Annotated in this window: 22 protein-coding genes, 1 pseudogene and 1 other annotated feature; of the genes and pseudogenes, 18 read left to right on the top strand and 5 right to left on the bottom strand. The window is 38.0% G+C overall.

Features of this window, described 5'->3' with window-relative positions; all coding sequences use genetic code 11:
- Positions 1 to 28 precede the first annotated feature (28 nt).
- From ACFO3P_RS12735 to ACFO3P_RS12710, 6 genes are all read left to right on the top strand, one after another.
- Positions 29 to 928 (top strand): NAD(P)-dependent oxidoreductase, encoded by a 900-nt coding sequence (locus tag ACFO3P_RS12735; RefSeq protein WP_289585326.1) that lies wholly within the window; start codon positions 29 to 31, stop codon positions 926 to 928.
- Between the two features lie 15 nt (positions 929 to 943).
- Positions 944 to 1744: a DUF3100 domain-containing protein gene (locus ACFO3P_RS12730; protein ID WP_042533274.1), complete on the top strand. Its 801-nt coding sequence runs from the start codon at positions 944 to 946 to the stop codon at positions 1742 to 1744.
- Between the two features lie 13 nt (positions 1745 to 1757).
- Entirely contained in the window at positions 1758 to 2216 is a 459-nt protein-coding gene (locus ACFO3P_RS12725) for a hypothetical protein (protein WP_042533276.1), read from the top strand.
- A gap of 277 nt (positions 2217 to 2493) precedes the next feature.
- Positions 2494 to 2880, top strand: a complete 387-nt coding sequence (locus ACFO3P_RS12720) for a hypothetical protein (protein WP_042533278.1) — start codon at positions 2494 to 2496, stop codon at positions 2878 to 2880.
- 142 nt (positions 2881 to 3022) lie between these two features.
- On the top strand, positions 3023 to 3592 hold the full coding sequence (locus tag ACFO3P_RS12715) for a GNAT family N-acetyltransferase (protein WP_042533280.1): 570 nt from the start codon (positions 3023 to 3025) through the stop codon (positions 3590 to 3592).
- Between the two features lie 90 nt (positions 3593 to 3682).
- Positions 3683 to 5020, top strand: coding sequence for a D-serine ammonia-lyase (locus tag ACFO3P_RS12710; RefSeq protein ID WP_042533282.1), 1338 nt, complete (start codon positions 3683 to 3685; stop codon positions 5018 to 5020).
- A gap of 75 nt (positions 5021 to 5095) precedes the next feature.
- Here the strand turns inward: ACFO3P_RS12710 and ACFO3P_RS12705 are convergent, their stop codons facing one another.
- The gene (locus ACFO3P_RS12705) at positions 5096 to 7132 is read right to left on the bottom strand and encodes a copper-translocating P-type ATPase (protein ID WP_042533284.1); all 2037 of its coding nucleotides are present in this window, start codon (positions 7130 to 7132) and stop codon (positions 5096 to 5098) included.
- Between the two features lie 103 nt (positions 7133 to 7235).
- Between ACFO3P_RS12705 and ACFO3P_RS12700 the strand changes: the two genes are divergently transcribed.
- From ACFO3P_RS12700 to ACFO3P_RS12690, 3 genes are all read left to right on the top strand, one after another.
- Positions 7236 to 7817, top strand: a complete 582-nt coding sequence (locus ACFO3P_RS12700) for an Rpn family recombination-promoting nuclease/putative transposase (protein WP_212928303.1) — start codon at positions 7236 to 7238, stop codon at positions 7815 to 7817.
- 523 nt (positions 7818 to 8340) lie between these two features.
- Complete coding sequence (locus tag ACFO3P_RS12695) at positions 8341 to 10242, top strand: endonuclease MutS2 (RefSeq protein ID WP_289585327.1); 1902 nt, start codon at positions 8341 to 8343, stop codon at positions 10240 to 10242.
- 308 nt (positions 10243 to 10550) lie between these two features.
- Positions 10551 to 10814 (top strand) — a binding site (T-box leader).
- 65 nt (positions 10815 to 10879) lie between these two features.
- Positions 10880 to 12565, top strand: a complete 1686-nt coding sequence (locus tag ACFO3P_RS12690; RefSeq protein WP_042533288.1) for a 2-isopropylmalate synthase — start codon at positions 10880 to 10882, stop codon at positions 12563 to 12565.
- Positions 12566 to 12675: 110 nt separating this feature from the next.
- On the opposite strand, the gene ACFO3P_RS12685 is transcribed toward ACFO3P_RS12690, so the two are convergent.
- Together ACFO3P_RS12685 and ACFO3P_RS12680 are read right to left on the bottom strand one after the other, a co-directional pair.
- Positions 12676 to 13005, bottom strand: coding sequence for a DUF7832 domain-containing protein (locus ACFO3P_RS12685; RefSeq protein ID WP_465263093.1), 330 nt, complete (start codon positions 13003 to 13005; stop codon positions 12676 to 12678).
- Between the two features lie 3 nt (positions 13006 to 13008).
- Positions 13009 to 13158, bottom strand: a complete 150-nt coding sequence (locus ACFO3P_RS12680; protein ID WP_289585329.1) for a hypothetical protein — start codon at positions 13156 to 13158, stop codon at positions 13009 to 13011.
- 341 nt (positions 13159 to 13499) lie between these two features.
- On the opposite strand from ACFO3P_RS12680, the gene ACFO3P_RS12675 reads away from it, so the two are divergent.
- The gene (locus ACFO3P_RS12675; RefSeq protein ID WP_244882383.1) at positions 13500 to 14468 is read left to right on the top strand and encodes a 2-hydroxyacid dehydrogenase; all 969 of its coding nucleotides are present in this window, start codon (positions 13500 to 13502) and stop codon (positions 14466 to 14468) included.
- A 147-nt stretch (positions 14469 to 14615) separates the two neighbouring features.
- On the opposite strand, the gene ACFO3P_RS12670 is transcribed toward ACFO3P_RS12675, so the two are convergent.
- The gene (locus ACFO3P_RS12670; protein WP_256706021.1) at positions 14616 to 15359 is read right to left on the bottom strand and encodes a GNAT family N-acetyltransferase; all 744 of its coding nucleotides are present in this window, start codon (positions 15357 to 15359) and stop codon (positions 14616 to 14618) included.
- A 193-nt stretch (positions 15360 to 15552) separates the two neighbouring features.
- Here ACFO3P_RS12670 and ACFO3P_RS12665 point away from each other — a divergent pair, with 193 nt between their 5' ends.
- From ACFO3P_RS12665 to ACFO3P_RS12650, 4 genes and pseudogenes are all read left to right on the top strand, one after another.
- Positions 15553 to 16140 carry a TetR/AcrR family transcriptional regulator gene (locus tag ACFO3P_RS12665; protein ID WP_289585330.1) on the top strand — a complete coding sequence of 196 codons (588 nt, stop codon included), beginning with the start codon at positions 15553 to 15555 and terminating at the stop codon, positions 16138 to 16140.
- A complete protein-coding gene (locus tag ACFO3P_RS12660) occupies positions 16137 to 16553 on the top strand; it encodes a DUF5367 family protein (RefSeq protein ID WP_042533296.1) in 417 nt (138 codons plus the stop codon). The genes ACFO3P_RS12665 and ACFO3P_RS12660 overlap by 4 nt, the downstream gene beginning before the upstream one ends.
- Before the next feature lie 77 nt (positions 16554 to 16630).
- Positions 16631 to 17176 (top strand): annotated as a pseudogene (locus ACFO3P_RS12655) (bifunctional transcriptional activator/DNA repair enzyme AdaA); the annotation flags it as partial.
- Between the two features lie 24 nt (positions 17177 to 17200).
- The gene (locus ACFO3P_RS12650) at positions 17201 to 17716 is read left to right on the top strand and encodes a methylated-DNA--[protein]-cysteine S-methyltransferase (RefSeq protein WP_212928318.1); all 516 of its coding nucleotides are present in this window, start codon (positions 17201 to 17203) and stop codon (positions 17714 to 17716) included.
- Between the two features lie 110 nt (positions 17717 to 17826).
- On the opposite strand, the gene ACFO3P_RS12645 is transcribed toward ACFO3P_RS12650, so the two are convergent.
- Positions 17827 to 18930 (bottom strand): 5-methyltetrahydropteroyltriglutamate--homocysteine S-methyltransferase, encoded by a 1104-nt coding sequence (locus ACFO3P_RS12645; protein WP_042533299.1) that lies wholly within the window; start codon positions 18928 to 18930, stop codon positions 17827 to 17829.
- A gap of 303 nt (positions 18931 to 19233) precedes the next feature.
- On the opposite strand from ACFO3P_RS12645, the gene ACFO3P_RS12640 reads away from it, so the two are divergent.
- The 4 genes from ACFO3P_RS12640 (at position 19234) to ACFO3P_RS12625 (ending at position 22692) form a co-directional block, all read left to right on the top strand.
- Complete coding sequence (locus ACFO3P_RS12640; protein WP_042533300.1) at positions 19234 to 20043, top strand: DUF817 domain-containing protein; 810 nt, start codon at positions 19234 to 19236, stop codon at positions 20041 to 20043.
- 42 nt (positions 20044 to 20085) lie between these two features.
- Positions 20086 to 20568 carry a DUF2975 domain-containing protein gene (locus ACFO3P_RS12635; protein WP_042533302.1) on the top strand — a complete coding sequence of 161 codons (483 nt, stop codon included), beginning with the start codon at positions 20086 to 20088 and terminating at the stop codon, positions 20566 to 20568.
- Between the two features lie 11 nt (positions 20569 to 20579).
- A complete protein-coding gene (locus ACFO3P_RS12630) occupies positions 20580 to 20801 on the top strand; it encodes a helix-turn-helix domain-containing protein (RefSeq protein ID WP_042533305.1) in 222 nt (73 codons plus the stop codon).
- 304 nt (positions 20802 to 21105) lie between these two features.
- On the top strand, positions 21106 to 22692 hold the full coding sequence (locus ACFO3P_RS12625) for a PucR family transcriptional regulator (RefSeq protein WP_042533307.1): 1587 nt from the start codon (positions 21106 to 21108) through the stop codon (positions 22690 to 22692).
- Positions 22693 to 22930 lie beyond the last annotated feature (238 nt).

Genomic DNA, 22930 nt, shown 5'->3' with positions numbered 1-22930 from the left:
TGAAGTCAACCAGGAAAGGGAGAGTTTCGTGAAAAATATAGGAATCGTCGGATGCGGATTAATGGGAGCTGGAATTGCTTCCAATTTATTAAAAAAAGATTATCATGTACATGTTTTTGATATTAATGATGAACTTGTACAGGCATTGACGGATAAAGGAGCCATTGGTGCTGAAAATGTTAGAACATTAGCAAAATTGGTTGATGTTATAATTTTATCCCTGCCGTCTCCTTCCGTTATTCAGCAATTAATGACAGATCAAGAGCAGGGAGCATTTTCTGTGATGAAGAAAGGGGCTTATATCTTAGATATGAGCACAAATGATGTAGCAATTACAAGACAATTGCATGAAATCGCTAAAACATATGAAATAGAATATTTTGATTGCCCATTAAGCGGCGGTCCGGAAGGTGCTCATAATGGTACGCTGACGATTATGACCGGAGGAAGCGAACAAGCTTTTCCAGAGGTATTACCTGTTTTAGAAGCGGTGGGGGAGAATATCGAATACGTAGGGGAAAGCGGTGCAGGACAAATTGTGAAATTGTGTCATAACATGGTGGTTGGAGGAGTAATCACCTTGTTGAGTGAAGCACTTATTACTGGTGAAAAGGCGGGTGTTTCCAAGGAGAAAATTGCTTCTATTTTACAAAATGGATCTGCGCAAACACGTGTAATGGATGTTTTTGGAGCAAATATGTTAAAAGACACATTTAATGATGTGAAATTTTCATTAGCGAATATGATGAAAGATATGAATTTATACCGGGACCTTGCTGAAGGTCAGCAAATCCCGACGGTCTCCAGTCAATCCGCACACCAATTATTTCAAATCGCCAGTTATAACGGGAAGAATCATAAAGATTCTACAGCTGTCTATGAAATGATTGGTCAATTAAGACAAGTAGAATTGCTGAATAAAAATTAAAAGGAGGGTTCCAAAATGAGTAAAAAATCCAGTACAGTTATGGGGTTATGGAAGGATTGGCGTTTGCATGCTATCGTACTTGTCATTGTTTTGATAACAGAAGCAATTGGACAATTTAGTATCACGGTCGGTCCCGGAGTAATTTTACTTTTACCTATGCTATATGCCTTAATTATCGGGCTGGTTTTATTTTTTACCCCATTGGTTAAAGAAGAGCAATCAAAAAATGCAGAGCCTATTATTGTGCTCGGAGTTGCTTTATTATTAGCAAAAATCGGAGTTATCATTGGCCCATCTTTACCGGAAGTAATTGCTGCAGGTCCGGCATTGCTTTTGCAAGAACTTGGTAATTTAGGGACAATACTATTTGCTCTCCCTGTTGCAATTTGGCTGGGGTTGAAACGAGAAGCTGTTGGAATGACTCATTCGATTGGGAGAGAGCCAAATGTAGGGCTGATCATGGATAAATTTGGAGTCAATTCTCCGGAAGGCCGCGGTGTTATGGCAATGTATATTTTTGGAACGGTTTTTGGAGCCGTATTCTTGGGGCTGATTTCCGGTCTTCTTGCAACGATTACTCCGTTAAATCCGCTTTCTTTTGCCATGGCCTCAGGAGTAGGAAGCGGCAGTATGATGGCAGCAGCCAGCGGTTCGCTCGTAGCTGCATTTCCAGATTTAGAGACCCAAATTGTCGCATTTGCTGGAGCAAGTAATTTATTATCACTTTCAACTGGACTATGGGTCAGCCTGTTTATTGGTTTGCCGCTGACAGAAAAAATATACCGTGTGATGACTCGAAGCAGATCGTCTAAATGATAAGGAGGGCTTAATGATGTTATTAAAAAACATACAAGAATGGACATTATTATTAGTTATTTTTGGGTTTACAGCCCTTATAGGAAATTGGGCAGGCTATGAAATTATGCCATTAACAGCGCTTCCTGGGATGATCACACTCATACTGATTTGTTTAGCTGGATTTATTTTAAGAGAACTTATACCGGTTAACTTCCCGAGTATTGCTTATATTTCACTGATAGGCGTTCTGGTATCTATGCCATGGATGCCCGGTTCGGAGAAAATTGTTGAATGGACGAGTCAGGTCGAGCTTCTCGCACTTGCAACGCCTATATTAGCTTATGCCGGTATTGCCATCGGCCGTTCGTGGACAGATTTTGTGAAATTAGGATGGAAGACGATTGTTGTGGCAAGCTTAGTCATGTTAGGAACATTTATAGGTTCGGCATTAATTGCAGAAATTATATTGCGATTCCAAGGAATTATTTAAATGATAAGTAGCGCTGTTCTTAAAGAATATAGTCTTAATGAATACAGCGAGTTATGTATAAATCGTGTACGGCATAAATAATCTTTTTAAATAACTCAACATTCACACCTAACAATAAGCATATATATATTGCTATTCCAAGATGAACATGTTCCCCATTATCATACTTCCTTTGATTGCGTAAAGCTGTATAAATTTAAAGAGATAAGTAAGGAATTATTTTTTGTTTTCGTGTAGGCTATGATTATAAGCATTTTCTGACAGAGGGGAGTCTGCTATGAGGGAAGCAATTATGTTGATTGTCGATTTAATCAATGATATGCATGATGTGATTGCCAGTACATTTGGTTCGAATATGACAGATAAAGAATTGCATTTCTGGATTTTTGGTATCCTGGGAATCGTAACTTTCTTTATTGTCTATGTAGTATTTAAAATTCTATCTAAAATAAAGTGGAGTATTGCCATTTTGGCTTTTCTCTACACATTTACCGTAATGGTCGTCCTTGTATTTGCTGTGGAGATTCAGCAGGCCTATACACAACGCGGAAATATGGAATTTGCTGATGCTGTCATGGGCTTATGGGGCTTTATTGTCTTTTTTGCAGTTTATGCAGTGATTGGTATCATTGGTTATTTTATATATAAAGCGTTTAAGAAATAAGCAGAGCACCTTGTTAAGTCAGGCAGATAACAAGGTGCTTTTTCTATGACTTTCTTTGTGTCAATTCGATTGAAAAAGAATGGCTTTCATTGGAAATCAGGACTATATCCATGTATGTTAATGAAAAAGGGGGAGCTGCGGTATGATAGATTTAAGTCATAAACCTTGGCTGAAAGGTGAAAAGGTTACACTTCGGCCATTTAAGGAAGAAGATTTTCCTCATATAAATGCATGCCTGACGGATGAGGAAGTTTTAAAATTAACTGGAAGCGATATGGATTTTGACTTTGAGGAGGAAGAAGAAAATATTCTTGGCTGGTACCGTTCAAGACACACTCAAACGGACCGTCTGGACTTGGCTATTGTTGATTCATTCCTGGACATTTTGGTGGGCGAAGCAGTAATCAATTTATACGACGAATCCACGCATAGTATGAATTTCAGAATACTTATCGGTCCACAGGGGAGAAATCGCGGCTTAGGAACAGAGGCGACACAGCTTCTTATCGATTATGTGTTTAAAAACACGACACTTCATTATCTGACCCTGGACGTTTTGGAATTTAATCCAAGGGCGAGGCATGTTTATGAAAAAATTGGTTTTGTGAAAGTTGGCATCAATGAAAACGAGCTGGAATTTGAAGGGGAATGGATCGATTCTATGCAAATGAAATTAACGAGGGAAACGTGGTTAAGCGAAGAAAAAACATAATAGAATACCTGCCATCAAATTATTTGTTTTAAGTGGAGAGTGTTATAATCTAGCTTAACAGAACAATTTTCAAAAAGAGGTGACAGGATAATGACAATCGTAAAGGGGAAACCGATGGAGAAATGGATCAGAGAATTTCCGGATCTGGGCCCCATATTAAATTACACCCCGTTTTATTGGAGTAATCCGGGTGTGAAGGATAATAAGGAAGCATTGCAAGACCAGCCGCTTCAATTAAAAGATATGAAAGATGCGGAGGAACGCTTAAAACGATTTGCACCTTTTATAGCAAAGGCCTATCCCGAAACGGAAAAGGACAGGGGAATTATTGAATCACCGCTGATAGAAGGGAATCAAATCAAGGCCAGAATCGAAACGATTACAGGTCAAAAAATCCCTGGTGCATTTTACATAAAGCTGGATAGTCATTTGCCGATTTCCGGTTCGATTAAAGCCAGAGGCGGTATTTATGAAGTTCTCAAATATGCAGAAACCCTGTTACAGGAGCATCATTTGTTATCCGAAACAGATGATTATAGTAAAATGACGGAAGCAACGTATCGGGAATTTTTCTCGCAGTATACGATTCTTGTAGGCTCTACAGGTAATTTGGGTCTGAGTATCGGCGTCATCAGCGCCAAGCTTGGTTTTCAAGTCATTGTCCATATGTCTGCAGATGCAAAGCAATGGAAAAAAGATTTGTTAAGATCGCGCGGAGTTCAGGTTATGGAGCATCCATCTGATTATAGCAAGGCAGTGGAAGAGGGAAGAAAAGAAGCTGAAAATGATTCGAAAAGCTATTTCATCGATGATGAAAATTCTAAGGATTTATTTTTAGGATATACGGTGGCAGCTATTCGTTTGAAAAAGCAATTCGAAGAACGGGAAATTCAAGTGAGTCCGGAGAAGCCGCTCCATGTTTACTTGCCTTGCGGTGTCGGCGGAGGCCCGGGCGGTGTTGCGTTTGGTTTGAAGGTTATCTTTGGTGACGCTGTAAAATGTTATTTTGCAGAACCGACTCATTCCCCTTGTATGCTGGTCGGAATGATGACAGGACTGCATAATGAGATTTCCGTCAATGACTTTGGATTAGACAATCAAACAGCCGCAGATGGGCTAGCTGTCGGCAGACCCTCTGGTTTTGTCGGAAAAGTCATGGAGCCGCTGTTAGAAGGAATTTATACGGTAAGTGATGAGCAAATGTTCCGCCTAATTGCAGAAATGGCTGATGCAGAGGGCATTCATTTGGAACCTTCTGCTGTAACCGGGTTGATGGGACCTTCTTATGTCGTTCAAAATGAACTGAAAGTGACCGATGGAGATACGCATTTAATTTGGGCTACCGGTGGAAGCATGGTGCCGGGTGACATTCAGGAAGCGGAATATCAAAAGGGACTGGAATATAAAAACAATCCTGATATAAGGTGATTATTGAAAGAATAGAAAAAACGCAAATCAGACGCGCCAGCCGATTTGCGTTTTTCTACATGGCAGAGGCCTTCTTTAGGCATGTTTATTTTTCAATAACCTGGCATTGAACGCTACCATAATCGTACTGAGTGACATTAATACTGCGCCAACGGCAGGGTTTAGTACAATGCCCCAAGGGGCTAGTATTCCTGCTGCTAATGGAATGGCAATAATATTATAGCCTGCTGCCCACCAAAGGTTTTGAATCATTTTGCGATAGGTTGAGCGGGAAAGCTCTATGATGGAAACAACATCGACCGGGTCACTATTCACTAAGACAACATCAGCTGTTTCCATCGCGACATCTGTACCGGCCCCGACTGCTACGCCTAAATCAGCAGTGGCTAAAGCAGGGGAGTCATTGATGCCGTCGCCGGTCATCGCTGTTCTTTTTTTATTTGCCTGCAGCTGTTTGATTTGATCGGCTTTTTGGTCTGGGAGCACCTCAGCGATAACGTGGTCAATGCCGATTTCTTTGGCCACGCCGGTCGCTACGGTCTGATTATCACCAGTCAGCATCTGTGCTTCAATGCCAAGCTCATGTAAACGGCGTACAGCTTCTTTGGAGGAAGCTTTGACTTGGTCAGCAAGGGCAATCATTCCAATGAACTGTTCTTCCTCCAGAACAAAAATTACTGTTTTACCTGCATCAGCAAGCTGGTTAAAAGCTTCTTTATCATAAGGGATTCCGTTTTTATCCATATAACCGGGGCTTACTGCTAGAAGCCAGGAACCTTCCAATTTTGCTTTTACACCTGCACCTGTTATGGAATCAAAGGTTTCTGGTGTGGTCAAGTTTATTTGCTGCTTCTTCGCAGACGCAACAACCCCTGCAGCAATCGGATGCTCCGACTGTGCTTCAATAGAAGCTGTTTTTTGCAGAAGCTCTTTTTCGGTTATATTGCTGCTGGAAATAATATCTGTTACAGCAAATTCCCCTTTGGTCAACGTGCCTGTTTTATCAAATACGACTGTATCGATTTTTCGTGCATCTTCAAAGCCTGCACGATTACGGATAAACAAACCGTTTTGAGCTGACAGATAAGTGGAACGGGCAACTACCAAAGGAATTGCCAGCCCTAAGGCGTGTGGACAGGAAATAACGAGAACTGTTACCATTCGTGTCATCGCTTCTTCCATTCCATAGCCAAGAGAAATCCAAATAACAAATGTAAGGATTCCGGCAGTTATAGCAACATAAAACAGTAATTTTGCTGCACGGTCGGAAAGCTTTTGCGTTTTTGACTTACTTTCCTGTGCTTCTTTAACAAGCTGAACCACCTGTGAAAGATAGCCTTCTTCACTTGTTTTAGAAACCTCAATTGTCAATGAACCAGATGTGTTAATTGAACCGCCGATTGCTTCATCTTTCACTTGTTTTTCAACAGGGACCGATTCGCCAGTCAGCATGGATTCATCCACAGAGGATTTTCCGTTAATAATGATACCATCTGCTGGTATTTTTTCACCTGGTTTAATCAGAACATGATTCCCTTTTTTTAGCTCTGAAACGGGGATGACTTCGGTGTTGCCCGTTTTGTCTATTTTAGTTGCCTCCTGTGGCATCAGCTCTACTAATGATTCCATGGAATCAGAGGCTTTGCTGACAGATTTCATTTCTATCCAATGCCCCAGCAGCATAATGGCAATCAGTGTTGCTAATTCCCAGAATAAATCATGACCTTCCAAACCCAATACAGTAGCGGCACTATAAACATAGGCTACAGTAATTGCAAATCCAATCAGGGTCATCATTCCAGGAGATTTTTGTTTTAATTCGTCCACAGCACCTGTTAAAAATGGCCAGCCGCCGTAGAAGAAAATAATAGATGCCAGAATGAGCTCAACCCAATGGTCCCCTGCAAATGTTAGCGAATAATTAAAGAACGACTGAATCATATCCGAAAGCAGAATAATCGGCAGTGCCAGTACAAGCGAAATGTAAAACCGCTTTTTAAAATCTGCAATCATATGCTCATGATGATCGTGGTGGGAATGAGCATGATGCTTCTCTTGATGATGTTCATGGTCGGAATGATGCGCGTTGTGATGATTATGTTGTTCATGCATTTGTAATCCACTCCTTTCCTTTTATTATACCCCTGCAAGGTATTTTCGAAACATGTAATTATTCAATCTTGAGAGGGAATTTTTATGGTCAGCGAACTTTCGTTTGTACCTGCTGGAAGAGTATAAGGATTTCCCGCCCGATCTGCAGAAATATGTCCCTGATTATGAATTTTTTCTATACGATGTATCTGGTTATAAAGACGAAAATGTCCAATTGAATGTGTTCCTGCGAATTATTCTGATGGTGTTTCGGGATATCCGCAAAAAGGATATCCACGCCGTGGTAAATACCATCTATCAGGCAGTCGATTACCTGCGGCAGCTGCAGGATCAAGCAAGAGCCACAGCGTATTTGAAGACGTTGTTTTATTATATTTTCCGTGTCCAGCGGCATCTTACCAAAAAACAATTTTATGATATAATCGACCATATAGGAAACACTTATCAAGAAGGAAGCGAGTTGACAATGACATTAGCGGAGATTTTTCGGAATGAAGGGAAGGAAGAAGGCAGAGCGGAAGGTATAGCCAATACCACAATTCGATTAATCACAAAGTTTGTAGCTCCACCTTCAGAAGATATAAAGAAAAAGATACACGAACAGGAAATAAGCACACTGGAAGCAATAATAGATCATATAGATGAATTGGAAACCATAGAAGACGTCAAACAATACTTGAAATAGAAAAGAGATGGGATGCCTTGACCTAATGTAAGAAGAAATACATCTCATATAAATTTGCAGTTCCATTTCATTTTTAAATATTGTATAATGTGATTATAAATTAGATTTCAATGCTATTTAAATAAATAAGGAGTGTGCTGTGTGAGTATTGTAGTAGGTTCTAAATAGGATAATTTCAAACGAAATAAATATAGAAATAATTAGGGTGAGTAGACCCTTTATTTGTAATGTATTTATTTCAACCTATGAAGATACCTGCTGAACTTATAAGCACCTCATCATAATCGTCTTGTCTCGTTGTGCTATCTGTTGTTATTCTGAAACAGATGTACATGACAGATGGGTTATTATGTAAAAAAGCTGCGGTATTCCTGCGGCTTTTTTTATTGATAAAATTCATTCTCAAAATGGATGAGAAGATACGTATTGAAATCTAATGGGCAGGTATCTTCATTCATACGCTCCCTTGTAAACAAGAGAGGAACTTGATTACTTCAACGCATATCGTAAAGGAGAACAAAAAATGAATGAGATAACCTTTGATAAACTGCAATATAATGAACTAAAAAAAATTATCAAATCTTATTGTATCAGCGGGCTGGGAAAGCAGTTAATGGATAAATTAAAGCCCAGCTCAAATATTAACGTGGTGAAAAGCAGATTGAATGAAACGACGGAAGCGGTGGCCATTTTGAATACGAATAGCCGTGTTCCTTTCCTGGGCGTTTCCAATATTGAAAATATCATGCAAAATCTAGAAAAGGGAATCATCTTACAGCCGGATGATCTAGTAAATGTATCGGATTTCCTGCGGGGCTGCCGGAAAATCAAAAAATACATGCTCGATAAAGCATTTTTTGCACCTGTATTAGCCTCTTATGCAAATTCAATGGCCGTATTTCAAAGTATAGAAGAAGAGTTTGATTTTTCGATAAAAGGAAATCGAATCGATTCCGCAGCAAGCAAAGAATTAAAACGGATTCGAAACCATATCCAAGCTGTTGAGACGAAGATGGAGGAACGTTTAAACCGATTTTTGAAAAGCAGTGTGTATAAAAAATATATCCAGGAAGCATTTATCAGTAAAAAAGATGATCGATATACAATTCCAGTAAAAGCTGCTTATAAGCATCATGTCGATGGCGTCATTGTAGACACCTCTTCCAAAGGCTCTACGGTTTTTATTGAACCTGCTGCAGTCAGTAAATTAAATAATGAACTTGCTGTATTAAAAGCTGAGGAGCAGATGGAAGAATATCAAATTCTGGCAACTTTATCGGGAATGATTTTAGAGAATATCAGCGAATTAAAAATAAATATGGAATTGATTGGCCAATATGATATGGTGTTTGCCAAAGCTAAATTTAGTAAGCAGACGGACGGAATTGAGCCCAAATTGAATGACCATGGGTATATGAAACTGATCGATTGTAAACATCCGCTGTTAACAGGGAAAGCAGTGCCTTTGAATTTTGAGATAGGTGAAGATTTCAGGAGCTTGATTATCACCGGACCAAATGCCGGCGGAAAAACCGTTGTATTAAAAACGATTGGGCTTCTGACATTATCTGTGATGTCAGGGTTTCATATAACGGCTAATAAGGAAACGGAAATCAGCTTATTCGAAAATATTTTTGTGGATATTGGCGATAATCAAAGCATGGAAAATGCGCTAAGTACATTCTCCTCTCATATGCAAAATATAGCTGAGATTATGCAGCAGGCGAATCATCATTCTTTAGTACTCTTTGATGAGATTGGCAGCGGAACAGAGCCGAATGAAGGAGCAGCTCTTGCTATCTCTATTTTAGAAGAATTTTATCAGATGGGCTGTATTACTGTAGCTACAACCCACTATGGTGAAATCAAGCGTTTTTCAGAAATGCATCCGGACTTCATGAATGCGGCGATGCAATTTAATAGTGAAACATTAGAGCCGCTGTATAAATTGATTATGGGGAAATCAGGAGAAAGTAATGCGCTGTGGATCTCCAGGAAAATGAACATGAAAGAACAAGTTCTTCAAAAAGCGAAGGAATATATGAATAATAAAGAATATCATTTTGACCTTGTTAATCATAATAAAATTAGAAAGCCTAAGACAGTTAAACAGAAATCAGCTGTATTTACGGAGTACGAAAAAGGAGATCGGGTCAAGCTGTTGGAATACGATGATTTCGGAATTATCTATGAAGGAGCTGATTCACAATATAATGTGGTCGTTTTTTATAAAAATGAGCTGATTACGGTGAATGTAAAGCGAATCTCCTTAGAGATTAAAGGGAAGGATTTATATCCTGCAGGTTACGATATGGATACTTTATTCGAGAATTATCATTCTCTGAAAATGCAGCATGATTTGGAGCGGGGATCTAAAAAAGCGTTGCGGAAGGTGGAGAAGGAGATTAGAAACAGGGAAAAGTAAGCTGGCCTTTTGTCCGTGCTGACTATAAAAAAGGGTAGGCATCTTCTGTTATTTGAACCTTACGTAAACCTCTCCCTCCAAATAGAGAGTATAAATGAATTTATTTAGGCGGGGATTTTACGGGTGTTAACTCCCTGAATGAAATTTTGCTTATGAATTTGGAGGGTTATTAAAAAACATTTAATATTTGATACAAATAGTGCCAAGCTGATGTTTTCAATATGAATTTACAAGCAACAAAAAATATTTTTAAAATTCCCCCTTCCCATTCTCTGATAAATCTGATAAGATAGTGAAAATATCAAAATTGGAATGCAAGGATAAGGAATAGTACTTGTCTGACTTGTTTACAGAAAGTTGCTGGCTGATGAGAAGCAATGACAGGGAAGCAGGGAACTCGCCTTAGAGCAGCCTTAGTGAAATCAAGTTAAGAAAGTAATTAAGGACGGAACCCCACCGTTACACGGGAAGGATATAAGACAGTTTTGTCTGTATCTGGATAAGTGCATGGTAATTTGGTTTACCATGAAATCGGGGTGGTACCGCGTAAGAATAAGTCTTTCGTCTCCTAGCAAAGTGAATTGCTGGAGAAGAAAGGCTTTTTTTATTTCAATTTAAATTTGAGGAGGAATGTATCATGTTTAATCATCAAAAATACGGAAAACAATATTTTATGCCACCGACAATATCTTATGACTGGGTGAAGAAAGAAACCTTGGAGAAAGCTCCAACATGGTGCAGCGTGGACTTGCGGGATGGAAACCAAGCGTTGCCTATTCCAATGAATTTGGAAGAAAAGCTGGAATTGTTCCAGCTATTAGTAGATATCGGCTTTAAAGAAATCGAAGTTGGTTTTCCGGCTGCCTCTGATACGGAGTTTAATCTTTTACGGAAATTAATTGATAATAATATGATTCCAGATGACGTAACAATTATGGTGATCACGCAGGCAAGAGAGCATATTATACGCAGAACCTTTGAAGCAATTCAAGGTGCACCAAGAGCTATCGTGCATTTATATAACTCCACTTCGGAAGCTCAGCGCAGGCAAGTATTTAAGAAATCTAAAGAGGAAATTAAACAAATTGCTCTAAATGGAGCTGTTTTAGTGAAAGAGCTTGCGGAAGAAGCAGGAGGAGATATCTATTTCCAATATAGTCCGGAAAGCTTTCCAGGAACAGAGGTAGATTATGCTTTAGATATTTGTAATAGTGTGTTAGATATTTGGAAGCCGACACCTGATCATAAAGCAATCATCAATATCCCGACCACTGTTCAAATTGCGATGCCGCATATTTTTGCTAATCAAATTGAATATATTCACAAAAATCTGGCTTATCGGGATGGAGTTACTTTATCGATTCATCCGCATAACGATCGTGGAAGTGGCGTGAGTGATGCTGAATTTGGCGTTTTAGCTGGTGCAGAGCGAGTAGAAGGTACGTTATTTGGCATCGGTGAGCGTACAGGGAATGTCGATTTGATTACCTTAGCAATGAATATGTATTCCCAAGGGTTTGATCCGGAATTGGATTTCAGTCAGATGAATGCCATCCGTGAAAAGTATGAGAAGCTGACTCGAACAGAAGTGCATGAAAGACATCCGTATTCCGGCGATCTTGTCTTTACAGCCTTTTCTGGTTCACATCAGGATGCAATTTCCAAAGGGATGAAATACCGTCAGGAAACAAATACGGAAAAGTGGGATGTTCCTTATATTCCAGTAGATCCAGTAGATATCGGCAGAAATTATCAGGCAGATGTTATTCGGGTCAACAGTCAGTCCGGAAAAGGCGGAATCGGTTATATTCTGGAAACGAACTTTGGCGTAAAACTTCCGTATAAAATGAACGAAGCAATGGGATATGCAACGAAAAAAGTGTCTGATCAAACAAGCAGAGAGCTTTCCGCGGAAGAAATTTATCAGGTCTTTAGAGAAAATTATGTGGAATATCATCCAAACTTTGAATTAGTAGATTACTATTTTAATAAAGGAACCGGGCAGGAAGTAACGTTAACCATCCAAAAAGAAAAGGAGCAAATCGAGCTGCAAGGTAAAGGAGCCGGAAGTCTGGATGCGATCAGTAATGCGTTAAAAGCGCATTTTGACATTGATTATGCTTTAGAAGTTTATGAACAGCAATCTTTAGGTAAAGATTCCGCTGCAGAGGCTTGTGCACAGATTGGTATTTCCCATCAGGGAGAAATTTACTGGGGAGCAGGCATTCATGAGGATATCACTGCGGCATCTGTATATGCTTTAGTGGTAGCAGTGAATCGACTGGAGGATGCCTTGATAAGTCAAAAAGAAACGGTAAAATGATGTGTTTTAGGAATCTCAAGTAAAAGAAGAGTAACAAGAGACTTCAAAAAAAGTATCAATGAATGGAAGAGCTTCTCTTAGACATATGTATGTTTAAGAGAAGCTCTTCTTTAATTCAGATAGAGTTTCTGATCTTTGTAGTCTTGGTAGGCATGATCGATAGTATACTCGAAATCATGATAATTTTCCCATGTACCGATGAAACCAAATGGTACTTCTATTAAATCATCTATTACCCATAATCCATAATCAGTCAGATAGTATCTTTCATAATAAGCATTTACAAACGGAAAAATTTCTTCAGAGACATCTTCCTCTGTGAATTTTCCATCACAATTTTTAATAAAAAATTCTATCCCGGACATTGTTTCGTTTCGTACAGCCTGGAGATCTTCATTTGCTGTTTCTTTTAACAATTCCCCTTCAAACTGATGTTGAATAATCTAGGTCAGAAAGAAGCCGATATGGTTTCCAGCATAATATTCAATTACATCCATATCTGTTTCTGTCAGTTCTTCCTCGTCTTTTTGAAATTTTTGCATATACGGTTCGTAAGCAGACGCGTGATGATAATCAATTCGATCAAAATACATGTTTTTATCCCCTTTAAATATATGTTATGTACTTCCAGCTTTTATCTAATAAGTGTATCATCATACAATACAATAGCTGTTTACAGTTATCCGGCAGAATAGATTGATGAAGACAGGCACGTTTTTACTGTATTCAAATGATAGGAACAGAAGTTAAAATTTAGCTGCATAACTGGATTAAAAGGGACGCAATGTTCAAAATGAATTAGATGTGACCGAAAAGAATGATGGTCATTTCTTGAGTTAACATAATGTTTATCATTATAATGAAACAATAGATAGTTTAAAATGTAGACAAAAAAACTAAACCAGCAGCTAAGAAGGATAGCAGAAAGGATTGAATGACAGGTATGTTAGTCAAATTATTAGAACCGCTAAATGTTCCAGATTCACTTATTGAAAAATTAGCAGAACCACTCCAAAAGAAAGGGCATGAATTTGTTTACTATAATGAAAAAACAACCGATACGAAAGAACTGGCCAAACGGAGTGAGAATGCAGATGTAGTAATGATTGCAAATAATCCGTATCCGACAGAAGTAATTAATCAAAATGACAATTTAAAATTAATCAATGTTGCTTTTACAGGAGTGGATCATGTAGGGATTGCAGATGCAAAAAATCAAGATATCCTCGTATGTAATGCAGCCGGATATGCCAATCAGGCAGTTGCTGAATTAGCCATTGGCCTGGTGATGGATTTGTATCGCCGCGTAACGCAGGGGAATAGTGATATCCGTGCTGCAGATTATCCTGGAGCTTTTCAGGGAAAAGAAATCAAAGGAAAAACAGTCGGTATTATCGGTACAGGAAAAATTGGTATCGAGACTGCCCGTTTATTCAAAGCATTTGGCGCTAAATTAGTTGCCTCCAACCAGGCGAGCATCAATCCAGAAGCAGTAGAACTGGGCATGGAGTATATGGATTTAGATGAGGTATTGGCTCAATCAGATATTGTAACCTTACATGTGCCGCTGATGCCGAACACGAAGGGGCTGATTTCTAAAGAAAAACTAAGCTTGATGAAAGAAACAGCTGTTTTAATTAATTGTGCACGGGGGCCGATTGTGGATAATGACGCGTTGGCAGATGCGTTGAACAGCGGCAAAATCGCAGGAGCTGGTATTGATGTGTTTGATATGGAACCGCCAATTCCAGGAGACTATAAATTATTGCATGCGAAAAATGCTATTTTAACTCCACATGTCGGCTTTTTAACAGATGAAGCCATGGAAGCACGAGCTAAAATTGCTTTTGATAATACGGTGGCATTTTTAGAAGGAGAGCCTCAAAACGTTATGAAGCGGTAATATGCCGGATACCGGCTGAGATAATAAAATAATTTATTGTTTTAGAAAGAAAAGAAGGGCTGATTGTGTATTTATAATAATAGATACAATCGGCCCTTCTTCAAGCTTATTGATCTGCTGTTGCAGTTCCGGCAGAAGAACGGGCGTTTACTTATTTTCTTTTACTCTGTACCAATATCTGTAAACTTCTGAAAAACCAATTTTGGAATAGAGCCGCAATGCAGATTCGTTATTCAGCAAAACAGCCAGGTAACTGTATTTTGCTCCCTTATCTTTTCCCCATTTTAGTAAGTGCAATATCAGCTGTTCGGCAAATCCTTGATTCCTGTATTGACTATCGGTGACAATATCGTAAAGCCCTATGTATTCCCTTTCGATAACACCAAGACCGCAGGCAATTACTTCTTCATTATAATAGAGGGATATAAAGCACTTTTGCGTTACGATATTGGATAGCATCTGCATCATAGTATCCTTATTTTTTTCTTCTACATTATTAAGTTGGCAAAAACAATCCAGCCACTCTCTGTTTATTTTTTCATCTATTCTTACCCTATGGAGAGCCGGCTCGCTGATAGTATCTAAAGCTATAGTTTGGACGCTGGTATAGTCCACCAATGAATAAGCCCGCTCCTTTAATATATCATCTAAGTTTTCTGGCTGAATAAAAGGCGTGATTTTAAACGTGGTACGTAAATTTTTTTCTGCATAGATTTTCTCGCATGCATCTATTTTTTGCTCCAATTCTAAAGTGGAATAGAGGATAGGCTGAATGGAATTCGCCCGTTTGGTATAACCATTCGCAAATCTCAGCACCCAGCCGTCATAAAGTAATGTAGATAAAGGCTGCCAATTGTTTAAAGATAATTCTTCCATCGTCTTATCAAGCATAATATCCCTCCGATAGCTTTTGAATTATTATACATTTATTTGTATAAATATTCAATTCGAAAAGGTATTCTTTTTTCGGTATAGTAACAGGCTTTTATGTCGTGTAATAACATCCGGAAGAATCATTGTAAAAAGTATTTGGTTATGATATTTTAAAGTTAGTCAGTTGAATAACTAAAAGGACGGTGTGCGAATGGCAAAACCTAATGGAGTCAGCAAGCAGGAGTTCATTCAATATGCCAAGGAATGTCTGGTTGAGAAGGGGACGGAGAAGTTTACTTTGAGAGCGGTAGCAGATACAGCCGGAGTAACTCAAGGGACGATTTATTACCATTTTCGGACCAAGGAACAGCTGCTCTTGAGCATTGTCGAGGACATATGTGAAAAAAGCTGGTATGAAATTTCTAAAAGTAATACCTATGTGCTAAAGCAGGCGATTGCTTCGGCTAAAAGCCGCTGTTCCTATAATTCTTTTTTTCATCAGCTGTTTATTTTAATGACAGCAGCCAGTTTCAAAAATGAGAAGATCAGAAATCAGCTCTCAGAGATTATGCAGGCAGAAAATCAGGCATTATCCGAGAATCTATTAAAAATATGGCCGGCATCTCCGGTGCATGGTGTTTCTATGGAAGCATGGGGAATTATGTTTAATGCCATGGTGGATGGCTTGGCGATGCAGGCATTACTGCAAAAAGATTTTCCCGTTGAAAAAGTATATCAGGAATTTGAGCAGATTATAGAGGCTATTACAAATTTAAGCGAGAAGGAGGCAGCGGAATGAAAACCTATTTGTTCACCGCAGCATGGGGTGTCATCGTTTGGGGCGCAGCTACCTTATTTTTCCGGATTTTTGGAGAAGCTGTTCTTTTTCCGCCTGGTACAGATGCATTTATGTATAGTTCCGGAGCACTTCTCGTTGGAACAGCCATTCTATTAACGCTGGTCATCTATCTTTATACCCTATTTGATAAAAAGGAGTATGCCGCGATACGATTTGGAATTGTAGGAACCATGATTGGTTTACTATTGGATAGCTTTGTTTTTTCAAATTATCAAATGATATTTCCTGACTTACACGAGACACAGGTAATTGCTTTTTCATCCTGGATGACTTTTGCCTATGCTTTGTATTTAGTAATACCCTTTTTATTCCAGCAGAAAGCCAGACAAAAACAAGTTGTAAGAGGAAAGTAGAAACTTTCATATCTTGCTTTTTAATTGGATTATTCTTTATTTCTTATCTTTCAGGTGTACAATGAAAGAAGAGGTGGTTGCTGTTGGATACAAAAATAACTGCAGAGCAGCGAAGGGCAATTATAGAAAATGATAAATCGTATGACGGGCAATTCTTTTATGCGGTGAAAACAACAAAAATCTTTTGCCGTCCTTCTTGTAAATCAAGAGTTCCCAACTTTGATAATGTTACCATTTTCAAAAAGGCAGAAGATGCTTTACAAGCTGGATATAGGCCATGTAAGAGATGTAAATCTGGAGGAAGCAGCCTTCCGGATGAAGAATGGGTAACACAGGCGGAAAATTATATCAGAGAAAATTATGCAACGTCTTTAACATTAAATGAGCTTGCAGAAGCGTGTCATGGCAGTCCTTATCATTTGCATCGCGTGTTTAAAAGGTGGACAGGAATAACTCCATTGGCTTATTTGCAGCAAATTCGGCTGGAAAAAGCAAAGGACTGCTTAATAGAAACGGATTTATCTGTGAAGGAGATAGCTCATCTTATCGGTATAACAAATCCAACTCGCTTCACAACACTTTTTAAAGAAAAGAATCAACAAACACCGCGTCAATTTAGAAAAGCGTACAGGGAGAAGGTGTCTGCAATGAAGCATAACCAAGAAGAAACAATTTATTATGGAAAATTAGAGCATAACGGCTGGTCGTTCTATCTTGCGGCAACTGATAATGGATTATGCTATGTCGGATCTCAAAATAAAGAAATAGATGAAATTGAAGCCTGGGCAGATAAAAAAAGAGCAGACTCAGAACTGGTACATGATGAGGGGAAAATTAATTGTTACAAAGAGCAGCTGATTTCCTATTTAGATGGTGAACGAAAAGAATTTGATTTGGCAATGGATTTAAAAGGGACTGCTTTTCAAGAATCTGTTTGGGAAGCGCTGCAGCACATCCCTTATGGAGAAACAGTTTCGTATATGAATATAGCGGAAAAAATAGAAAAACCGAAAGCGGTACGAGCTGTTGGTGCCGCAATCGGCGCCAATCCAGTAATGATTCTGGTTCCATGTCATCGTGTGATTGCAAAGGATGGCAAGCTGACAGGATTTCGCGGAGGTATTCCGATGAAAGAAAGTTTATTAGAGCTGGAGAGGAGATAAATTCTAAGAGCATCTATTAGAATTTCTAGAGATGGAAAAAGCATTAGAAGTCTGGCACAGCCACGCTTTCTAATGCTTTATTATTTCGCAGCTCCAGAGAGCATTCTTCTTTAGAGGAAATCCTGACAGGAAACTAAGAGGTCAATCTTTTTCCACTGTATTTCCTCATCAATAGAATTTCCTTCTTCCACGGAAGCAAAACCGCATTGTGGAGATAGTGCAATGTTATCGCCCACGACGGATTTGGCTTCCAAATATCTTTTCTTAATATCATCATGTGCTTCCAATGCCGGATTTTTGGTAGAGATAAGACCGACTACAAATGTAGCGCCGGTATTTTTAAGCACTTCCCAAGGTGCAAAGGAACCGGAACGGGCATCATCATATTCCACAAAGAAACCGTCATAAGGAATCGTGCTGATAACTTCTGCGACTGAATCATAAAATCCTGAAAAGAGCGGGTTTCCTTTAAAGTTTCCTTTGCAGAAATGCGTTGCAATTGTCATGTCTTCGGGTTTTTTCTCCAAAGCCTTGGCAGAAGCTCGTCTAAACCATTCTAAAACCTCTTCTTTTGTATAACCCAGAGCGGATACTTTTTCATTGAATGTGTCATCAATCATATAGGTCCATGACGTATCATCAATCTGTAAGTAACGGCATCCATGATCGTATAAATCCTGAACGGCTTCCTGATAGGCTTTTCCAATATCCTCAATAACGAGGTCAATATCGGTGCCATAATATGGTGTATCCTTGATGCCGAGCTGAAGAAAATGATCAACCAGAATCATATTCGGTCCGGAGATAGATTTTTTTGCTTCTACGCCATCGTAATTTTTAGCGAGGCTATGTAAATAATCCCAGGCTTCTATTTCTGGATGATTCTTATTCTTGTTATAAGAAATTTTCCCTTCAATACATCCTAGCTCAATTTTGTTCGTGACGTCGTTGATTACCTTATCAAAATGCTTTGTAGTAAAGCCGTCAAATTCTTTCAGCCAGTCAAGGTGCCACCATCTGCGTCTGAACTCACCGTCTGTAACAAATTTGAGACCGTGTGCCACTTCCTTCTCCACCAAATCGGAAATGGCCTGATCTTCTGCTTCTCTTAATGCATTCAAATCAATTTCTCCATTAAAATATTTTGCACGGGCAATCTTGATTTCATCGGGTCTTAAAAAAGAACCTACAATATCGTATTTTATGTTTAACATCGCTGCAACTCCTCGTAAGTATGTATTTACTTATGCTTAATAGATTAATTATATACAGAATAATAAAAGTCTGTAAAATACTTAAAACATATTGGTAGATATAGTTTTAACATATAGCGGGTGTCCTGCTTAATTATAATTTCTATCAGAAATGTTCCATTTAATTTTGAAAAGATGCAATAGCCTGTTATAACAGGGGGAATGAAGAAATTTATTCTTAGTTGAAATATTTTTATTGATTTTCGATAAATAGTTATCTATAATCAATGTTAATAATAAAATTTTAAATTGGAGATTGAGAAAATGAAAGCAATCAAACAGCTTATCCGATTTGGTTATGAACAGGCGCTGTCCTGTATCTTTCCAGTCATTATTTTTGCGTCCTTAGCGATAACAAAGTTTATCGATCTGCCTTTCCTGTCAAGATATGATTGGCTATTGGTTATCTGTCTCATCACACAGGTTTTTATGATAGCCTCCGGATTAGAAACGAAAAAAGAGCTTGTCGTCATTACCTTATTTCATATCATTGGATTGACTTTAGAAATTTTTAAAGTGAATATGGGCTCATGGGTCTATCCGGAAGAAGCGTTTACGAAGATTTTTGGAGTTCCGCTATACAGTGGTTTTATGTATGCAAGTGTCGCCAGCTATTTGTGTCAGGCATGGAGAAGATTAGATGTTCGGCTGGTAAAATGGCCATCTATCTTTTTAGCAGGACCGCTGGCAGCTGCAATTTATTTGAATTTCTTTACCCATCATTATTGGCTGGACATCAGATGGTGGCTGTCTGCATTAGTACTTATCGTATTTTTAAGAGCATGGGTGGATTATAAGGTCGGCAATAAACGCTATCGTATGCCCATCGTCCTTTCTTTTTTCCTGATTGGTTTCTTTATATGGATAGCCGAGAATATAGCAACCTTTTTCCAGGCATGGGAATATCCAAACCAGGCAGAAGTATGGAGCATGGTACATTTAGGAAAAGTAAGCTCCTGGCTGTTATTAGTCATTGTCAGCTTCTTGATTGTAGCAATGTTAAAACAATCACAGGCGAAGATAGAAGGGTTATTGGAAGGAAGTAATCAAGGAATTGCCAGAAGTAAAAGTTAATTAAGAGAAGTATTTTATATATATATAAACGAGGTGATTATGATGCAGAAAAGCTCAACGACATTTTTGAAAACAGTTATTTATTTAATGGGATTAATTATGATTGCCCTATCGGTTATTTTAATTCCGCAAATTATCATCGATATTTCGGATAGTTCTGCGATGGTTAAATGGGTCATATATCCAATTGTAATTGGTGTTTTTTTAACAACGATTCCATTTTATCTGGCACTTTACCAAGCCTTAAAACTACTGAGGCTGATTGACCAAAATCAGACCTTTTCAGAAGAGGCTGTTTTTACTCTGAAAAAGATTAAACAATGTGCCTTAACAATTACTGGGATTTATATTCTGACGATGCCGTTTATTTATTTGTTTGCCGAGAAGGATGATGCTCCAGGTGTAATTATAATTGGCATGGTGCCATTGTTTGTTTCATTTGTTGTTGCTGTATTTGCTTCCCTTTTACAGAAGCTGTTTAAAAATGCGTTAGAAATTAAAACAGAAAATGATTTGACCGTGTGAGGGGTGATGATATGGCAATAGTGATTCATATTGATGTGATGCTGGCAAAACGTAAAATGAGTGTAACGGAATTAACAGAGAAGGTTGGTATTACCATGGCAAATCTGTCTATCTTGAAAAATGGAAAAGCAAAAGCGATTCGGTTCTCTACATTGGAAAAGATTTGTGAGGCTTTGGAATGTCAGCCAGGGGATATTTTAGAGTATGTGCCGGATGAGGAAGAAGGAGTTTGAGAGGTTTTTTCTAAAGTTATACTAAAATGAATCATTGGATTCCCTTGATGAAGTTTATAAAAAAGTATAGGAATTGTCTAAAAGGTTAATTTTTAGTGCAGCTCTTTAATAAGAAACTAACAGCCATAAACTCAGGATTATTGAGGTTCATGGCTGTTTATTAATGTGATATAAAAGTGTTTGATGTATTTGACTTCAAATAATGTAAAGAGGTAAGATACTGTAATATCCTATTTCAGATAGTGAACCAATAATTTGTTTTGAAAATTATAAATGAGATTAGGAAATGGTTAGGAGTACGTTTATGAGAATTGCAGAAGCATTAAAAATTGGAGAGTTATCAGAAGGAACACTAATTACAGGGCATGAGGGGTTAAATAATATAATTAATTCTGTTGAAGTAATGGAGGTTCCTGAAGTGCTGGATTGGGTTACACCCGGTATATTGATTATGACTACTTTCTATTCGATTAAGGATGACGAAGAAAAGCAAGTTGACATTGTCCGTACTTTAATTGAGAAAGGTGCGTCTGGGATTGTAGTCAAACTTGGAAGGTTTATTAATAAGCTTCCAGAAAAAATGATTGAATTGGCAAGCAGAAGAGATTTTCCGATTATATCTATTCCAAAGAATATTTCGTATATCAATATTTTGATGCCTCTATATGAAAAATTATATGAAGAGAAACAACTGCAAATTCAAACCCATCATCCATTTACTCAAATACAAGAATCAAATTTTATTTCCATGGAGCAGGCAATTGAAAGTATGGCAGAAGTCGTGAAAGCTTCTGTCTATGTGGAAGATCTGGAAGGAAAACTTTTGTATCGTTCTGCTTATTTTAAAACAGATGGATGGAGGAAAAAGAACGCTTTATTTTCTCCTCCACAAGCTGCTTCTTATTTAAAAGTCATTGAAGGATGGATAGCAGAATTCAATGATCAATCATTTATTATTTATAAAATGCAAGGATATAAAAATAGGATGCTGATTCCTTTGACGTCAAAGAATCAAATCTTTGGAATTATTCATGTGCTCTATGCAGATGAAAAATTAGCCGAAACAGATTCTGTCACTATGAAGAAAATGAGTAATAAATTGAGTGAACTATTTATGAGTGATCAGATTTATTATCAAAAAAATCGGCTATATGAAATAGAGTTAATGGAATCTTTTTTAAATGATTTAAAGGAGAATGAAGATAAGGGAATAACCATTGTACACTTTCAAGCGCCATGGATAAGACAGTCGAACCAGCCTGCGAATTTGTTGGTGGATTCCTCCTGTCTCATCAGGAAAGAATTGGACGTTCTAATAAAGAAATTCGAATTTGGTCAGACATTAATTTTTGAAAAACATAATTATTTTTATGCATTTCATTATGGGAAAAAGGTGAATTATTCAATGCTTGTTAAGGCATGGCAGCAGATTGTTGTACAATATAATGCAAGAAACAGTGCAGAACCGATTCGTATTTCAATAAGTTCTTGCATATCAGATCCTCAAAACTTCGATCAGTCGATGCATTCTGTTACAAAAATGATGGAAATAGGGGAAAAGGTAAAACCGGAAGAAAATGTTTATATCCAAGACCAATTAGGAATTTATGAGATATTGATTAATTTAACCTCGGAAGATGTTGTGCAAAAATATACCGACACAGTTCTGTCTCCCTTGCTTCGGGAAGAAAATGATGATTTACTGCATACGCTAATCGTTTATTTGGATAATAACGGAAATGTCTCTAAAACTTCTGAAAAATTATTTATTCACAGACGTACCTTAAATTACCGAATTAATAAAATTGAAGAGGAGTTAAATATGGATATCAGTAATCCGGAAGCAGGTTTTATATTGCGTTTTTGTTTGAAAATAAAAGAATTATCTTGAAAGATAAAACGATAAAAAATATTGTTATGAATAAAAGATTGTGGAAATGAAAGAAACCGGGGCAATACTCAGACTCTACTGATAGAATTTGAGTGTTGCTCCAGTTTTTTTTGGGAACCAGGGCATTTAATTGATTTCATAACAGCTATAATGAGTTTATTTTTAGTCATTTTTAGAAAGATAAAACGTATGCACTTTTTTTGCAGTTGAAAAAAGTGTGAAAATTTATTGTAAATAT

This window comes from Oceanobacillus aidingensis, assembly GCF_042654105.1.
GTDB lineage: Bacteria > Bacillota > Bacilli > Bacillales > Amphibacillaceae > Oceanobacillus > Oceanobacillus oncorhynchi.
This window is presented reverse-complemented; position numbering and strand designations above follow the sequence as displayed.

Excerpts from the sequence above, each read along its gene's own strand:
- ACFO3P_RS12730 (WP_042533274.1), top strand. The coding sequence starts at position 944 with ATGAGTAAAAAATCCAGTACAGTTATGGGGTTATGGAAGGATTGGCGT.
- ACFO3P_RS12725 (WP_042533276.1), top strand. The coding sequence starts at position 1,758 with ATGATGTTATTAAAAAACATACAAGAATGGACATTATTATTAGTTATT.
- ACFO3P_RS12720 (WP_042533278.1), top strand. The coding sequence starts at position 2,494 with ATGAGGGAAGCAATTATGTTGATTGTCGATTTAATCAATGATATGCAT.
- ACFO3P_RS12715 (WP_042533280.1), top strand. The coding sequence starts at position 3,023 with ATGATAGATTTAAGTCATAAACCTTGGCTGAAAGGTGAAAAGGTTACA.
- ACFO3P_RS12710 (WP_042533282.1), top strand. The coding sequence starts at position 3,683 with ATGACAATCGTAAAGGGGAAACCGATGGAGAAATGGATCAGAGAATTT.
- ACFO3P_RS12705 (WP_042533284.1), bottom strand. The coding sequence starts at position 7,132 with ATGCATGAACAACATAATCATCACAACGCGCATCATTCCGACCATGAA.
- ACFO3P_RS12695 (WP_289585327.1), top strand. The coding sequence starts at position 8,341 with ATGAATGAGATAACCTTTGATAAACTGCAATATAATGAACTAAAAAAA.
- ACFO3P_RS12690 (WP_042533288.1), top strand. The coding sequence starts at position 10,880 with ATGTTTAATCATCAAAAATACGGAAAACAATATTTTATGCCACCGACA.
- ACFO3P_RS12680 (WP_289585329.1), bottom strand. The coding sequence starts at position 13,158 with ATGTATTTTGATCGAATTGATTATCATCACGCGTCTGCTTACGAACCG.
- ACFO3P_RS12675 (WP_244882383.1), top strand. The coding sequence starts at position 13,500 with ATGACAGGTATGTTAGTCAAATTATTAGAACCGCTAAATGTTCCAGAT.
- ACFO3P_RS12670 (WP_256706021.1), bottom strand. The coding sequence starts at position 15,359 with ATGCTTGATAAGACGATGGAAGAATTATCTTTAAACAATTGGCAGCCT.
- ACFO3P_RS12665 (WP_289585330.1), top strand. The coding sequence starts at position 15,553 with ATGGCAAAACCTAATGGAGTCAGCAAGCAGGAGTTCATTCAATATGCC.
- ACFO3P_RS12660 (WP_042533296.1), top strand. The coding sequence starts at position 16,137 with ATGAAAACCTATTTGTTCACCGCAGCATGGGGTGTCATCGTTTGGGGC.
- ACFO3P_RS12650 (WP_212928318.1), top strand. The coding sequence starts at position 17,201 with ATGAAGCATAACCAAGAAGAAACAATTTATTATGGAAAATTAGAGCAT.
- ACFO3P_RS12645 (WP_042533299.1), bottom strand. The coding sequence starts at position 18,930 with ATGTTAAACATAAAATACGATATTGTAGGTTCTTTTTTAAGACCCGAT.
- ACFO3P_RS12640 (WP_042533300.1), top strand. The coding sequence starts at position 19,234 with ATGAAAGCAATCAAACAGCTTATCCGATTTGGTTATGAACAGGCGCTG.
- ACFO3P_RS12635 (WP_042533302.1), top strand. The coding sequence starts at position 20,086 with ATGCAGAAAAGCTCAACGACATTTTTGAAAACAGTTATTTATTTAATG.
- ACFO3P_RS12630 (WP_042533305.1), top strand. The coding sequence starts at position 20,580 with ATGGCAATAGTGATTCATATTGATGTGATGCTGGCAAAACGTAAAATG.
- ACFO3P_RS12625 (WP_042533307.1), top strand. The coding sequence starts at position 21,106 with ATGAGAATTGCAGAAGCATTAAAAATTGGAGAGTTATCAGAAGGAACA.